This is a genomic window from Pseudomonas sp. TE3728 (assembly GCF_056279145.1).
This window is the reverse complement of record NZ_JBWBQT010000001.1, coordinates 4416788-4430787: the sequence shown is the minus strand read 5'-3', so window position 1 is coordinate 4430787 and position 14000 is coordinate 4416788. Positions and strand designations below refer to the sequence as shown.

The 14000-nt window shown below is 56.5% G+C and carries 8 protein-coding genes, 1 tRNA gene and 1 pseudogene; 3 read left to right on the top strand and 7 right to left on the bottom strand.

Annotation, left to right across the window (positions count from 1 at the left end; genetic code table 11):
* Positions 1 to 127 precede the first annotated feature (127 nt).
* Positions 128 to 2046 (bottom strand): annotated as a pseudogene (dibA, locus tag ACZ89R_RS19395) (phosphodiesterase DibA).
* Between the two features lie 147 nt (positions 2047 to 2193).
* Between dibA and desA the strand changes: the two are divergent.
* Both desA and ACZ89R_RS19385 read left to right on the top strand, forming a co-directional pair.
* Positions 2194 to 3378, top strand: a complete 1185-nt coding sequence (gene desA / locus ACZ89R_RS19390; RefSeq protein ID WP_063341922.1) for a delta-9 fatty acid desaturase DesA — start codon at positions 2194 to 2196, stop codon at positions 3376 to 3378.
* A gap of 268 nt (positions 3379 to 3646) precedes the next feature.
* Positions 3647 to 4636 carry a GGDEF domain-containing protein gene (locus tag ACZ89R_RS19385; protein WP_429544888.1) on the top strand — a complete coding sequence of 330 codons (990 nt, stop codon included), beginning with the start codon at positions 3647 to 3649 and terminating at the stop codon, positions 4634 to 4636.
* Positions 4637 to 4772: 136 nt separating this feature from the next.
* Here ACZ89R_RS19385 and ACZ89R_RS19380 read toward each other — a convergent pair whose 3' ends face one another.
* From ACZ89R_RS19380 to gabD, 3 genes are all read right to left on the bottom strand, one after another.
* Positions 4773 to 5987, bottom strand: a complete 1215-nt coding sequence (locus tag ACZ89R_RS19380; protein ID WP_429544889.1) for an HDOD domain-containing protein — start codon at positions 5985 to 5987, stop codon at positions 4773 to 4775.
* Positions 5988 to 6121: 134 nt separating this feature from the next.
* The gene (gene gabT, locus ACZ89R_RS19375) at positions 6122 to 7399 is read right to left on the bottom strand and encodes a 4-aminobutyrate--2-oxoglutarate transaminase (RefSeq protein ID WP_007899625.1); all 1278 of its coding nucleotides are present in this window, start codon (positions 7397 to 7399) and stop codon (positions 6122 to 6124) included.
* 179 nt (positions 7400 to 7578) lie between these two features.
* Positions 7579 to 9021 carry an NADP-dependent succinate-semialdehyde dehydrogenase gene (gene gabD / locus ACZ89R_RS19370; protein WP_429544890.1) on the bottom strand — a complete coding sequence of 481 codons (1443 nt, stop codon included), beginning with the start codon at positions 9019 to 9021 and terminating at the stop codon, positions 7579 to 7581.
* 349 nt (positions 9022 to 9370) lie between these two features.
* On the opposite strand from gabD, the gene ACZ89R_RS19365 reads away from it, so the two are divergent.
* Positions 9371 to 9447: transfer RNA gene (locus ACZ89R_RS19365), tRNA-Arg, on the top strand.
* A gap of 264 nt (positions 9448 to 9711) precedes the next feature.
* Here ACZ89R_RS19365 and ACZ89R_RS19360 read toward each other — a convergent pair.
* The 3 genes from ACZ89R_RS19360 to ACZ89R_RS19350 are packed head-to-tail and all read right to left on the bottom strand — an operon-like array spanning position 9712 to position 13980.
* Positions 9712 to 10794, bottom strand: coding sequence for a hypothetical protein (locus ACZ89R_RS19360; protein WP_429544891.1), 1083 nt, complete (start codon positions 10792 to 10794; stop codon positions 9712 to 9714).
* A 1-nt stretch (position 10795) separates the two neighbouring features.
* Complete coding sequence (locus tag ACZ89R_RS19355; RefSeq protein WP_429544892.1) at positions 10796 to 12433, bottom strand: restriction system-associated AAA family ATPase; 1638 nt, start codon at positions 12431 to 12433, stop codon at positions 10796 to 10798.
* Positions 12430 to 13980, bottom strand: coding sequence for a restriction endonuclease subunit S (locus ACZ89R_RS19350; protein WP_429544893.1), 1551 nt, complete (start codon positions 13978 to 13980; stop codon positions 12430 to 12432). Before ACZ89R_RS19350 ends, ACZ89R_RS19355 begins: the two co-directional genes overlap by 4 nt.
* Positions 13981 to 14000 lie beyond the last annotated feature (20 nt).

The window sequence follows — 14000 nt, the reverse complement described above, 5'->3', positions numbered from 1 at the left end:
AAGACTGATTGTTCCCATGCTCCACGTGGGAATGCCGCCCGGGACGCTCTGCGTCCCTGATCGAGAGGTGACGCAGAGCGTCACTGGATGCATTACCACGCAGAGCGTGGGAATGAACATCAAGCGCTCATCCAATCACTGGCGCCCGGCCCAATCCAATAATGTCGCCGGCACTGGCCGCCCAAACCAGTACCCCTGCCCCAGATCGCAGTCGTGTTCGAGCAGGAAACTCGCCTGCTCGACCTGCTCGATCCCCTCGGCATGCACTTGCAGCCCCATGCTCTGCGCCAGCGCAATAATCACCCGCACAATCGCCACGTCATCCTCATCACTCGGTAACCCTGCGACAAATCCCTGATCGATCTTGAGCTTCTGCACCGGCAGTCGCTTGAGCCGCAGCAATGATGAATAGCCCGTACCGAAATCATCAATGGCCAGCCGCACGCCCAACTCGCGTAAACGATGCATCTGCTCCAGCGCCACTTCCGGGTCTTCCATCACCGCGCTTTCGGTGACTTCCAGCTCCAGATACGCCGGATCCAGGCCCGTGTCGTGCAGCACCTGGGCCACTTGCTGATACAACTCGCGGCGGGCAAACAGGCGAGAAGAAACGTTCACCGCGACAAACGATAACACCACGCCCGCCGCTTGCCACTGGCACATCTGCTGGCAGGCCTGACGCATGATCCAGGCATCGATCTCGGCAATCAGCCCGGTGCGTTCGGCAATGGGGATGAATTCAGCCGGCGACACCAACCCACGTTGCGGATGCTCCCAGCGCACCAGCGCCTCGACGCCGATCAGGCGACGGGTTTTGAGGTCATGCACGGGCTGGTAATAAACCCGCAATTGCTCCTGCTCCAGCGCCTGGCGCAATTGGAACGCGATCTCGACGCGCTGCTGGGCATGCGCAGTCAATTCTTCGGTGTAGAGGGCATAGCCATCGCGCCCAGCGCTCTTGGCCTTGAACAGCGCCGAATCGGCGTTGCGCAATAGCTGCTCGGCGCTCAAGGCATCGCTGGGGAACAGGCTGATGCCAATGCTGGCGTTGATGAACAGCGAATGCCCGTCGATCTGGAACGGCTCTTTAAGGCCATCGATGACCCGCTGAGCCAGTGCCGCGGCGTGCCCCGGTTGCGGGCAGTTTTCAGTCAATACCGCAAATTCGTCGCCACTGAGCCGTGCCAGCGTGATGCCCGGGTCGAACAAGGCATTCAGGCGCTCAGCTATGGCCTTGAGCAACCGATCACCGACACTGTGACCGAGACTGTCATTGATCAACTTGAAATGATCGAGGTCGATCATCAACAACGCACAACCGCGCTTATGGACCTGCGCCGAAGCCACGGCCTGCCCGGCGCGGTCGGTGAGCAGCAGGCGATTGGGCAGATCGGTCAGCGGATCGTGATGGGCCAGGCGCGTCAGTTCATGTTCGGAGTTCTTGATCGCGCTGATGTCGGAAAACACCGCAACGTACTGGCTGAGCCGACCCTGCTCGTCGCGAATGAGGCGGATCGTCTGCCATTGCGGGTAGATCTCCCCGCTTTTACGACGGTTCCAGATTTCCCCGCTCCACTCGCCGAGGCTGTCGAGTGTCGTGAACATCGCTTGGTAGAAACCCGGCGGGTGATGACCCGACTTGAACATGTTCGGTCGTTGCCCCAGCACTTCCTCGCGCTGGTAGCCGGTGATTTCCATGAACGCCCGGTTCACATGGACGATCAACCCGTTGCTATTAGTGACCAGCACCCCTTCACGGGTGCAATCGAACACCGCTGCCGCCTGACGCAAACGCTCCCGGTCGGCATTGCGCTCGCGCAATTTGGCGCCGACACCCAGGCAGCGAAACAATCGTGCCCGTGCAATGAAGATCAGCCCGGCACTGAACGCCACCCAGGCATAACCGTTGATCAGCTGCCAGCGCAGCAGGTCGGTGGAATTATCGAAGAACCTGTTCAATAAATAACCACTAAACTGGAGCCAGGTTACGGAAAGCAAAAGGTAGAGCAGCGCTGCACGCAAAGCATCGCGATAGGTGGCTGACATTAGAGCGTCCATGTCCCTGTAAAAAGGCTGGAATTATAGATTAAAGACACATCCAGCCACTCTTATCTGAAAGGGCGACTGGTTTTATCTGTGGGCTAAGTGATAATGCAACGGCTGTTTTTTTCTTTATCGAGGGTCCTATAGGCTATGTGGTACGAAGGTTTTCTTGGCTTATCGCCCTGGTCACTGGTGGCAGTCACCCTGCTGATGACCCATGTGACGATCGTCGGCGTCACGGTTTATCTGCATCGCTATTCAGCCCATCGCTCGCTTGAGCTCAATGCCGGCCTGAAACATTTCTTCCGCTTCTGGCTGTGGTTGACCACGGCGCAGAACACCCGCGAGTGGACAGCTATCCACCGCAAACACCACGCCAAATGCGAAACCGTCGACGACCCGCACAGCCCGGTCATCAAAGGGCTGTCCACCGTTCTGCGCAAAGGCGCCGAGCTGTACCGCGCCGAAGCGGAAAACCCCGAAACCCTGCGCATCTACGGCAAGAACTGCCCCGAAGACTGGATCGAACGCAACCTCTACAGCCGCTTCCCGCTGTTGGGTGTGGCGATCATGGGCGTCATCGACCTACTACTGTTCGGCACCATCGGCATCACCATCTGGGCTATCCAGATGATGTGGATCCCGGTATGGGCCGCCGGCGTGGTCAATGGCCTGGGCCATGCCATCGGCTACCGCAACTTCGAATGCCGCGATGCGGCGACCAATCTGGTGCCTTGGGGCATCCTGATCGGCGGCGAAGAACTGCATAACAACCATCACACCTACCCTAACTCCGCCAAACTGTCGGTGAAGAAATGGGAATTCGACCTCGGCTGGGCCTGGATCCAGGTTTTCAGCTTCCTGCGTCTGGCCAAGGTCCAGCGGGTTGCGCCGATCGCCCACCGCGTTGAAGGCAAAGGCAGCCTGGACATGGACACTGCCATGGCAATCCTCAACAACCGCTTCCAGATCATGGCCCAGTACCGCAAGCTGGTGATCGCGCCGCTGGTCAAGCAAGAGCTGGAAAAGGTCGATCACTCGGTCCGTCATCAGTTCCACCGGGCCAAGCGTTTGCTGTCGCGGGAAACCAGCCTGCTGGACGACAAGCACCATATGCGCATCCAGACCATGCTCGAGCACAGCCAGGCGCTGAAGGTAATTTACGAGAAACGCCTGGCCTTGCAACAGATCTGGGTCAAGACCAGCTCAAATGGTCACGACATGCTGGCTGCCATCAAGGATTGGGTACACGAGGCCGAGGCCAGCGGGATTCAATCCCTGCGTGACTTCGCCGGCCAGTTGAAAACCTACTCCCTGCGCCCTGCCAACGCCTGATCCTCTGATAACGGCTTGCCTCTGCTGAAGAGGCTTGCCTGGCGAGGGAGCTTGCTCCCGCTCGGCTGCGCAGCAGACGTAAAACCTGACGACGCGTTTTAGTTGAAAAAAACGCGTCGCCAGTACCGCCCAGCGGCCTCCTCCCCCATCACCACAAATACCGGGAACTTCGCTCCAAATCCCCTATCTCAAAGACACTTCGCCATCCAGGCGGGCTCTGTTTCTGGCCGCTGTCGACATAGCGGCATGCCCTTTGAGATTTGTGCCGATGGTCCATAAAAACCTACAAGACACATCCCTTCCACAGTGGCCCGAGGCCGCGCAAACCCTGATGGCGCTGATGCATGCCCAGGGTGAAGTGGCGCGCCTGAGCGAACGCGAACAGCTGTTCAGCTCGCTGCTGGTCAGCGTCAACGCCGTGCTTTGGGCATATAACTGGGAAACCCGCCAGGTGCTTTACGTCAGCCCGGCCTATGAACGGATTTTCGGCCGCCCCGCCGGTCTGTTGCTGTCCGACTACAACCACTGGCGCGACAGCGTCTATCCCGACGATCTGGACTACGCCGAGCGCAGCCTCGCGCAGGTGCTGGTCAAAGGCGCCGTTGAAGACCGCGAGTACCGCATCATCGCTGCCGACGGCCAGGTGCGCTGGCTCAGCGACAAGTGTTTCATCAACCGTCAGGCCGAGCCGGGTCAACCGGTGATCATCGTCGGCATTGCCGAAGACATCACCGAAAAAAAGCAGATGGAAGCCCAGCTGCAACATCTGGCCAGCACCGACGTGTTGACCCAAAGCAGCAATCGCCGACACTTCTTCGAATGCGCCCATCGCGAATTCGAGCAGGCGCGGTTGAACGGTGCGCCGATGGCGTTCCTGCTGCTGGACATCGATGACTTCAAAGTGGTCAATGACACCTACGGCCATCAGGAAGGCGACAAGGTGCTGCAACGCATCGCCGAGAGCGGTCGCGCGGCCCTGCGGCGTGGTGATCTGTTCGGACGGATCGGCGGTGAAGAATTCGCGGCAGTGTTTCCCGGCTGCGCACCGGACATGGCCATGCAAGTGGCCGAGCGCCTGCAACGGGAAATTCAGCGGTTAAGCTTCAACCATGACGACCAGACCTTCGGCATCACCGTCAGCCAGGGCCTGAGCAGCCTCACACACGAGGATGAAAGCATCGACAGCCTGTTCGCCCGCGCCGATGCGGCGATGTACCAGGCCAAGCGCCAGGGTAAGAACCGGATTATCTCTGGCTGAGCCCAAAATTCCGGTTCAACACCAAACCAATGTGGGAGCGAGCCTGCTCGCGATGAGGTGCTGACATTCAACATTGATGTTGGCTGATCAACCGCTATCGCGAGCAGGCCCGCTCCCACAGGGTTTCGTGTCAGATTCACTTCTTGCGCAAACGCATCAGCTCCGGCAATCCGATCTTGAGCAATCGCGCTGTGCGGCTCTTGGCCAGCACCTCGATCCCCTCATGCTCGGTCAGGCGCGCCAGTTGCGCGGCCATGTTCATCACCAGCGCTTCTCGGGAGTAAACCCCGCCACCGAACTGGTAAACCGCCGCAATCAGCTCCCGCAGCTCCAAGGGCAGCCGCCAGCGGGTCCGTAGCGCCGAACCATAGGCCGCGCCGAACTCGGCCAATGCATCGCCGACTTCCTGCCATTCATCCAGCTCACCGCCAGCTTCCTTCCACTCCTGCAAACAACGCAGCAACGCCAGGTCGCCGAGGCAATGCAGCATGCCTGCGCAATAACAGCGCGCCTGATCCAGATCCAGCAAACGCGCCAGTGTCCGGGCGTATTCGGCGGTGTGCAGCGACAACTGCCAATAACGCTCGGCATAGTCCGCCAGCTGCGGATCACTGAGCCGGGCACTGCGTTTGAGAGCGAGCCCCAGAATCAGGTTCATGCTTTGCCCGGTGCCCAAGCGTTGCAGCGCCTGGGCCAGGGTTTGCACAGCGACACCATGATGCTGGGCTGCGCTGTTGGCGGCGGCGATCAGGACAGCGGTAATTTGCGGATCAGTGCGGATTTCGTCTTCCAGCCGCGTCAGATCGAGGCCATTGGGGTTGAGGCTACGTTTGATCGCCACCTGCACATCGGTCATCAACGGCGCACCCTCCGCCAGTTCGCGACGTCGCTCCAGGTACACCGACAAGGTCATGCCTGGCGCCAATGACGGCGCCTCACAGGACACCTCTTCGCCGGCGTTCAGCAACAAATCCTGCAGGCGCTGGGTCAGGTTTTCGATGTTCAAGGGTTTGGTCAGGTACGCCGTGGGCGCCAGGGGCAAGACTTCGCGCACGCTGGCGCTGTCGTTGCGGCTGCTCATCAGAATGAAGGGCAGCGGCGGATTACGCTTACGCTGCCGGACGCTGCGCAGAACATTCAGGCCATCAACGCCAGGCAACTCCCAGTCGACGATCACCAGGTCATAAGGGTTTTCCGCCAACAGCTGCAAGGTTTCCTGGCCATCGGCACACAGGTCCAGCCGCGCGTCGCAGCGCACATTCAACAACACCTGCTTGAGCAGGTCGCGGGACCAGGGGTCGGCCTCGGCAATCAGCACACGCGGCACAGCGGGTAACACCACAGCAGTCATCGCACACTCCAACGGCAATGCTTGCACCTTAGTCAATGATGGCCATTCGATACAGCTCAATTGCCCTGATGTGTTTCAAGCACCATAAAAAAACCCGCCGAAGCGGGTTTTTTGTCGATCAGATCACAAATCAATCAGAGCTCAGAGAAGCACTCTTCGATGATCGCCAGACCTTTGTCCAGTTGCTCGTCCGGCGAGGTTAGCGGTACCAGTACGCGCAGAACGTTGCCGTAGGTGCCGCACGACAGCAGGATCAGGCCCTTGTCACGCGCCTTGGCCACAACCGATGCCACAGCAGCAGCGTTCGGCTTGTGGCTGTCGCCGTCGACGAACAGCTCGACCGCAATCATCGCGCCCAAAGCACGTACTTCGCCGATGACCGGGTATTTGGCCTGGATGGCTTTCAGGCCAGTTACCAGACGCTCGCCAACCGCTTTGCAGCGATCCAGCAGGTGCTCTTCTTCGAACACTTCCATCACGGCCAGGGCCGCGGCGCAAGCGATCGGGCTACCGGCGTAAGTACCACCCAGGCCGCCTGGAGCGATGGCGTCCATGTATTCGGCCTTGCCGCACACACCGGCCAGCGGGAAACCGCCAGCGATGGATTTGGCGAAGGTGGTCAGGTCGGCAGCAACGCCCATCTGTTCCATGGCGAAGAAAGTGCCGGTACGGCCAGCGCCAGTCTGTACTTCGTCAGCGATCAACAGAATGCCGTGCTGGTCGCACAAAGCGCGCAGACGCTTCATGAACTCTTTAGGCGCGACGTAGAAACCACCTTCGCCCTGAACCGGCTCGATGATGATGGCAGCGATGTCACGCGGCTCGGCGTCGTTCTTGAAGATGCGTTCGATGCTGGCGATCGAATCGTCGATGCTCACACCGTGCAATTCGTTCGGGTACAGCGCGCGGAAGATGCCGCCTGGCATCAGGCCCATGCCGGCCGAGTAAGGCACGACTTTACCGGTCAGGCCCAGGGTCATCATGGTGCGACCGTGGTAAGCGCCGGTGAACGCGATCACACCGGCACGGCCAGTGGCTGCACGCGCGATCTTGATGGAGTTTTCCACGGCTTCGGAGCCGGTGGTCACCAGCAGGGTTTTCTTGGCGAAATCACCTGGCACCTTGGCGTTGATTTTTTCGCACACTTCCACGTACGGCTCGTACGCCAGAACCTGGAAGCAAGTGTGGGTCAGCTTGTTCAGCTGTTCGGTCACGGCGGCGATGATTTTCGGGTGCACGTGACCGGTGTTCAGCACGGCGATACCGCCGGCGAAGTCGATGAACTCGCGACCTTCAACGTCGGTCACGGTGGCGTTCTTCGCGGACTCGGCGAAGATCGGGTGAATCTGGCCAACACCGCGCGGTACAGCGGCTTCGCGGCGTTTCATCAGGGATGCGTTAGTCTTGCTCATAGTGTCCTCATTCACCGCTCATCGGGCGGCGTGGTTCAAGGAAAATGCGGCGGGGAGGCAACTACGACAGCATGCGATGATCGACTGCCACAGCTTTCCCGGCCACAGAGAAAATTCCGTTTGAAGCGCGCAAAGGGACAGCGCTCTCGTGCCCTTTGCGCTTGAAGCAATGCCTTGCCTTAGATGCCCAGGCAGAGGTATTTGATTTCCAGGTAATCCTCGATGCCGTACTTGGAGCCTTCACGGCCCAGGCCCGACGCCTTGATGCCGCCGAACGGCGCGACTTCGTTGGAGATCAACCCGGTGTTGACGCCGACCATGCCGTATTCCAGGGCTTCAGCCACACGGAACACACGGCCCAGGTCGCGAGCATAGAAGTACGAGGCCAGACCGAACTCGGTGTCGTTGGACATCGCGATCACGTCAGCTTCATCTTTGAAGCGGAACAGTGGCGCCAATGGACCGAAGGTTTCTTCCTTGGCCACGGCAGCGTTATTCGGCACGTTGGTCAGGATGGTCGGCTCGAAGAAGTTGCCTTGCATGCTCTTGCCGCCCGCCAGCACGGTGGCGCCTTTACCGACGGCATCAGCAATGTGCTCTTGCACCTTGGCCACGGCTTTTTCGTCGATCAGCGGGCCAGTGGTGGTGCCGTCTTCCAGACCGTTACCGATCTTGAGTTTGGCCACGGCCACTTTCAGTTTTTCGGCGAACGCGTCGTAGACCGAATCCTGGATGTACAGGCGGTTGGCGCAGACGCAGGTCTGGCCGTTGTTGCGGTACTTGGAAATGATCGCGCCTTCGACGGCCTTATCCAGGTCCGCGTCGTCGAACACGATGAACGGCGCGTTACCGCCCAGTTCCAGCGAGACTTTCTTGATGTCCTTGGCGCACTCGGTCATCAACTGACGGCCAATTTCGGTCGAACCGGTGAAGGACAGTTTGCGCACGATCGGGTTGCCGGTCAGCTCGCTGCCGATATCGCCGGCGCTGCCGGTCACCACACTGAACACGCCGTTCGGAATACCGGCACGCTGAGCCAGTTCAGCCAGGGCGAACGCCGAGAACGGGGTTTGCGAAGCAGGCTTGAGCACCATGGTGCAACCAGCGGCCAGGGCCGGGCCGGCTTTACGGGTGATCATCGCGGCCGGGAAGTTCCACGGAGTAATCGCAGCGGTCACGCCGATCGGCTGCTTGATCACGATCAGGCGCTTGTCTGGCTGGTGGCCCGGAATCACGTCACCGTAGACGCGTTTGGCTTCTTCAGCGAACCACTCGATAAAGGAAGCGGCGTAAACGATCTCGCCCTTGGCCTCAGCCAATGGCTTGCCTTGCTCCAGAGTCATCAGGCGCGCCAGGTCGTCCTGGTTCTCGATGATCAGTTCGAACCAGCGACGCAGCTTGTTCGCGCGTTCCTTGGCGGTCAGGCTACGCCAGGCCGGCAGCGCTCTGTCAGCGGCTTCAATCGCACGGCGGGTTTCGGCAGCGCCCATTTTCGGCACAGTGCCCAGAATTTCGCCCGTTGCCGGGTTATTGACCTTGATCGTCTGACCGTTGTCCGCATCGACCCAAGCGCCATCGATAAAGGCTTGCTGGCGGAACAACTGGGTGTCTTTAAGCTGCATGTCGGCTTTCCTTAACAGCACCGCGGCAAACGCGGAGCGAATTATGATTGTAGAAAGGCGCCTTATAGGCTGCCGTCAGGGAAATCATTCACCGGGCTGAAGCACATAAATAGCGCACAAATCGAACTCGTGCGGTTCAGCACCCAGACAAGAGCGTTTGAAATCTCAAACGAATCCTAGGATCAAAGGGGGTAAAGGACAATAGGCTGTTCGAAAAAAAGAACGAAAACGCCGCATTTGCCTATTTTTTCAGATCAGCGTAGCAAACGCAGGTTACGCTTTTGAAAAAGGCAGACGATTCAGCAGCATGGACGCCCGCAGCGCATATGAGTATCATGGCGCCCGCATCGCACCAGTAGCTCAGCTGGATAGAGTACTGCCCTCCGAAGGCAGGGGTCGTGGGTTCGAATCCCGCCTGGTGCACCATATGTAGAAACGAGAAAGCCTCAGATCTTTAGGGTCTGGGGCTTTTTTGTGGGTGATGGGAAAGCTATATGCAGCAGGATTTCTTTGAACGGAACTGTGGCCTTCGGCCGAACAAGCACCTTCTGATCTGTTGCATAAAAAACTGTAACTCATTGGAGGGATAGCCTCACGCTTTGGACCCTATTAATCAGTTACGAGTAAGGAATTTCGTTGCCATCGCAACAGAAGAACACCAACAGGCCTCAGATTATAGATCGCCAGTTACTAAACCACTGCAACTAACACAGGTGGTTGTGGCGCCCCCGTCAAATCCCGAAGTATTGGTAGCAGACGTTGGCAGCCAGCGGCACATCGGCGAAGTAGAAACCTAAAGACGGCGGCCTTCAGGAACGCTCGATCGCTAAAACCACATCCAGTGAGATACTGCTCATAGCGACTCACTGCATCAGCCACGTCATCGTCTCCTGCAAATTGAAGGGTTGCAGTGAAACAATAGGTTCGAAAATCACTGAGCCACTGATTGAAAGTGATGTCATCTAAAACATCGCGCTTCCAACGCTCTTTGATATGGAAGATCTCATCCCAAGTCTCAACCGCCTCGTCCATCGGAAAAAACTCGATCACCCAATCAGTAACAATGGGGCCAGGCGTCAATTCGTCGACAACGCTGTTACTTAGCGAGACTACTAGTCCGTTCGTGACATAGGGATCACACGCAAGTCGGCGCTGACCGTCGCTGCCTCGAAGTGGATCCTGCGCGCGCTTGTAGGTTGCATTGCAACGCCCGCCCATTGGAGCCAAGTTTCGAAGGTTCGCGGCGGCAAAAGGATACTTAGAACGCGGGATGTAGTGATCTAAATCTTCTTGCGGCGCTCCTGGTGCATCAAGACCTTCGCACCCACAGAATGGACACACACGTGCAGGAATACTCCCGCACAAAGCTTTGTACTGGCGCTGACGAATCTCATACTCAGTCAGCAGACCAAACGCAAAAGTGAAAAGAGCTTTCGCCGGTTGCTGAGCAGCAGCTGGAAGATCCGCGAGTTCATCACAATCGCAATGGCGAGTCAGCAGATCTGAGATTCTATTCTGGCCTTCGAGCGCCTCAAGGACAATTTGACGCTGCGCCGGAGTAAGTGCCCTAATAGCTTTTGCGTAATCCTTCAGCCGTTTTGCAAGGCCCGTTCTCCCTGACAATTTTACCCGATATGCGTCAGGAAGAATGTTAGGCCAACTTGGCATTCTCTTCCGCTCATCAACGAGTTCATGTATGCGCTGTACTGCGGCTACGAGACTGTCGTGTAACCAGTTCTCTGCGGTGACCGCAATCGGGTAGCCAAAAAGCATATCAGTCCCCCGACTTCCGTCGCAGTTGGCGTACACGATCCGCGAGCATTATTTTTTCGACCGAATCCCCCAGTTCCTGCATGCGATCATGTATCACCTGCGGATCATCCGATGCTTTTAGTTCTTCAATCATCGCCTTGGGAACGTCAGAGATTGGAGGTCGTATTTCAAAGCACTCCGCCAGAATCGAATCGAATGTCGTCCCGAACGTTTCGACATCGGGATGACGTACTTCAATCTTCCCAGTTTCTATATTCTTTCTAAAAATTAGCACGCGCTCCTTTGGCATGTCGGAGGGCACAAATGGTGAGTGTGTTGTCAGTAGACAGTCTTGCCTGGATGCCGGGCACTCATCTTTACGAGCACCGCTCGCTGTTGGAAGACTAAGTACCTTCGACATGAGTTTCACCCGCCATTGCGGATTAAAGTGAGACTCTGGCTCATCTAAAAGGAAGAGCACCTCTGGGAAAGAAATCATGCACATCGTCCCCAGGAGCTGCACCTGCTGATGCTCACCATCAGAAAGAGAAACGTAATCAACCGTTCCTCGGTCCCCCTGTGCGTCGAACACGACCCGCTCGAATCTAAATACCTTGTCCTCATCCTGCGGTTCGGGCAAGCGAGAAGCGAATTTGCGCATTTGAGCTTCACGCTTGAATCTTTCACGAGTAGCTTTGGGAATGGCGAGATCATTAAGCATCGCGAGTTTGTGAAGTGCCGCGTATAACTCCAGAGCACTAGACCAAAAGGTGGCGAATGCTTTACGAGTCTCATCCGTCACAAAAAAATCGAACGTGTAGCTATCACTGTTAGGCTCATGGTGATAGCACGTAGCGCAGCGCCGAAGCTGATCTAGGTACGTCTCCAACTCACCGGTGAGCTGTATTCCTTTCCGTCTGTACTTGCTTTTCTTTGGCGCTGTAGTCTTGGGTGCCGCAGAGTGTGCAAGCTGAACAACACATCGAAAAGAGTGAAGACCTTGGACACGCGCATCGTTCAATAAAGCGTCTCGCTGCTCGACAGCTCCTAATAGAAGGTTAGCCACCAACACTTCTAAGTGAGTGCCATAATCGATCAGCATCAACCTCGTATCAGGAACTGATTCTGACTCCATTGACTTATCTAACGCACGACGGGTCACTTCGTCGGCATAGCCGCTACGGGAAACTAGAAACGGCAGACTAAGAGTCTCATTTGCCCCAGAAGTATAACCAACGACCTTCGTTGGCAATAACGCTACAGTCGAGCGGTCAGTTAAATTGCAATCTATCCAGTCACCGCCCTCCATTTTTTTGGCAAGTGTTATTATCGGCTTTTTGCGCCCGTGCAAAAGCCGGCTAGCAAGGACATGCACAGGTTTATCTTGCCCGGGAACCGAGATTAGATACTCAATCTCGAACAGCAAGTCTTCATTGCCTTCTGTGCGCTCCTCGCTGGGAACTGAAGCATGAAATAAAGATTGAAAAGCTTCCGCGATTACCTGAATGAGCTGAGACTTACCCGCCCCATTAGGGCCAATGAGGCAGAGCGGCTGAAACTCAGACACACTGCTATATGAGTCTCGCAGGCGTACATCGAGACCGTCCAATAAGCCGCCACATGACTTTGCAGCAATAATGTGTACGCGTAGAAGTTTCATCCGCGCACCAGCTTAAATTTCATTGATTTCGCATTGTCATCGAAGAACTGCTTGAAACCAGATTTTTTATCGGCAAGCAGCCTGAAAAGTTCTTCCTTGAGTGACTCGTAGTCGCGAGAAGCCACTTGACTGAGCTCTTCGAACGTAAAGCCATCTTTCGGCATTTGGCCAACGATGTCTGACAGCTGATCCTTGGATGCGGACTTCAACAGCGCTCTCCTCAACGGCTTTTGATTCTTTGCAATGGGCTTTTGATTCGCCGCCATAACCGCGATGCGTTCGAGCATTTGACTGGCGGGTTCATCCGTCAGGTCTTGCCGCACCAATTCGCCACGAAATGCTTTTGCGAGTAACGCAGGGATCAATCCTTCAACCTGCGCGCTAGCGTTTTTATACTTAGCTTCAAGCGTATCAGCCAGTACAAAGAGGGATTCAACACGACGGACGATTTCCGCCTGTTCGTCGGCGGGAGGAATAGGTAGCAAAAAGTTACGGCATTGCGTAAGTGAAATGTTTGACTGACCGGCAGAGCCTCTTGTCTCGTGGGCGATTTCGGCAATGTTTGAACCTTCACAAAGAACGCAATACAACCAACCCGATGAAATCCGTTCGTTCGGTCTGAACAATGTAATCGCTTGGTTGATATTCCATTCCGGATACGTATTGGGAACGACAGCCACCTTTCCAAGCGGCGGCCCCACTATGTTCATCAACACATCTCCTGGGATAGCGAGCGACTTGGACATCGAACCCATGTGAATTTCATGCGTTATGTACTGAGGTTTGTAGTCGAAGGATACCTTCTGATTGACGATGTTATAAACCTTCAGAAAGGGTATGCCTGTCTGGGAAAACCCTTCTCGCGGTGTACCGCCACTTTGAACTTTCGAGCAAACATCCGCCGCACGTTCATGGGGCCATGCTGGCGGTAACCCGCTTCGCCACTCTTCAGTTAACGCCCCACTTCTGGCGGATGTTAAGACTGCCTGCCTGAAGCGCTTAAGTAACGATGGCACGCAATCTAGTACGCGGCGGCACGCATCAATACGGATCAGCAGAGCATCGAGCTTATCGGCGATACGCTTTTGCTCAGCAAGCGGAGCCAACAGAATGGGCGTTTCCCGCAGCTTAGGCTGCGAAAGATTGCGCATAGATTCACTGGTTCCGGTAGCTTGGGACTCCATGTGCATACGTGCACCGTGCGACCGCAACGCCTGTAATAGGTATCGAGGATCTACAGCTTCCCGCCTGTACAGCACGCGCAGGATTTTGTCCGGAAGCATTAGATACTCGTAGTCGCTATCAACTAATACTGGAGCGCCAACCAGAGCGGAAGTATTCGCCCGCGAAATTAGTAAATCACCAGCACGAACTATTTCGTGCTGTAGGGGAAGGTCAGCGGGGAAAAGCGCTTTATTCTTTTCTGGTTGAAAGCGCCCCCATGTCACTGCGCTGATCTTTAACACACCAAATTCGCCTTTTTGCGCAGGCGTACCTGAAGCTTGAAGACTCCTACCTGTCTCAAAGCCATTGATAAGCTGCCCCAAAGTACACTCAGTCCAACCCG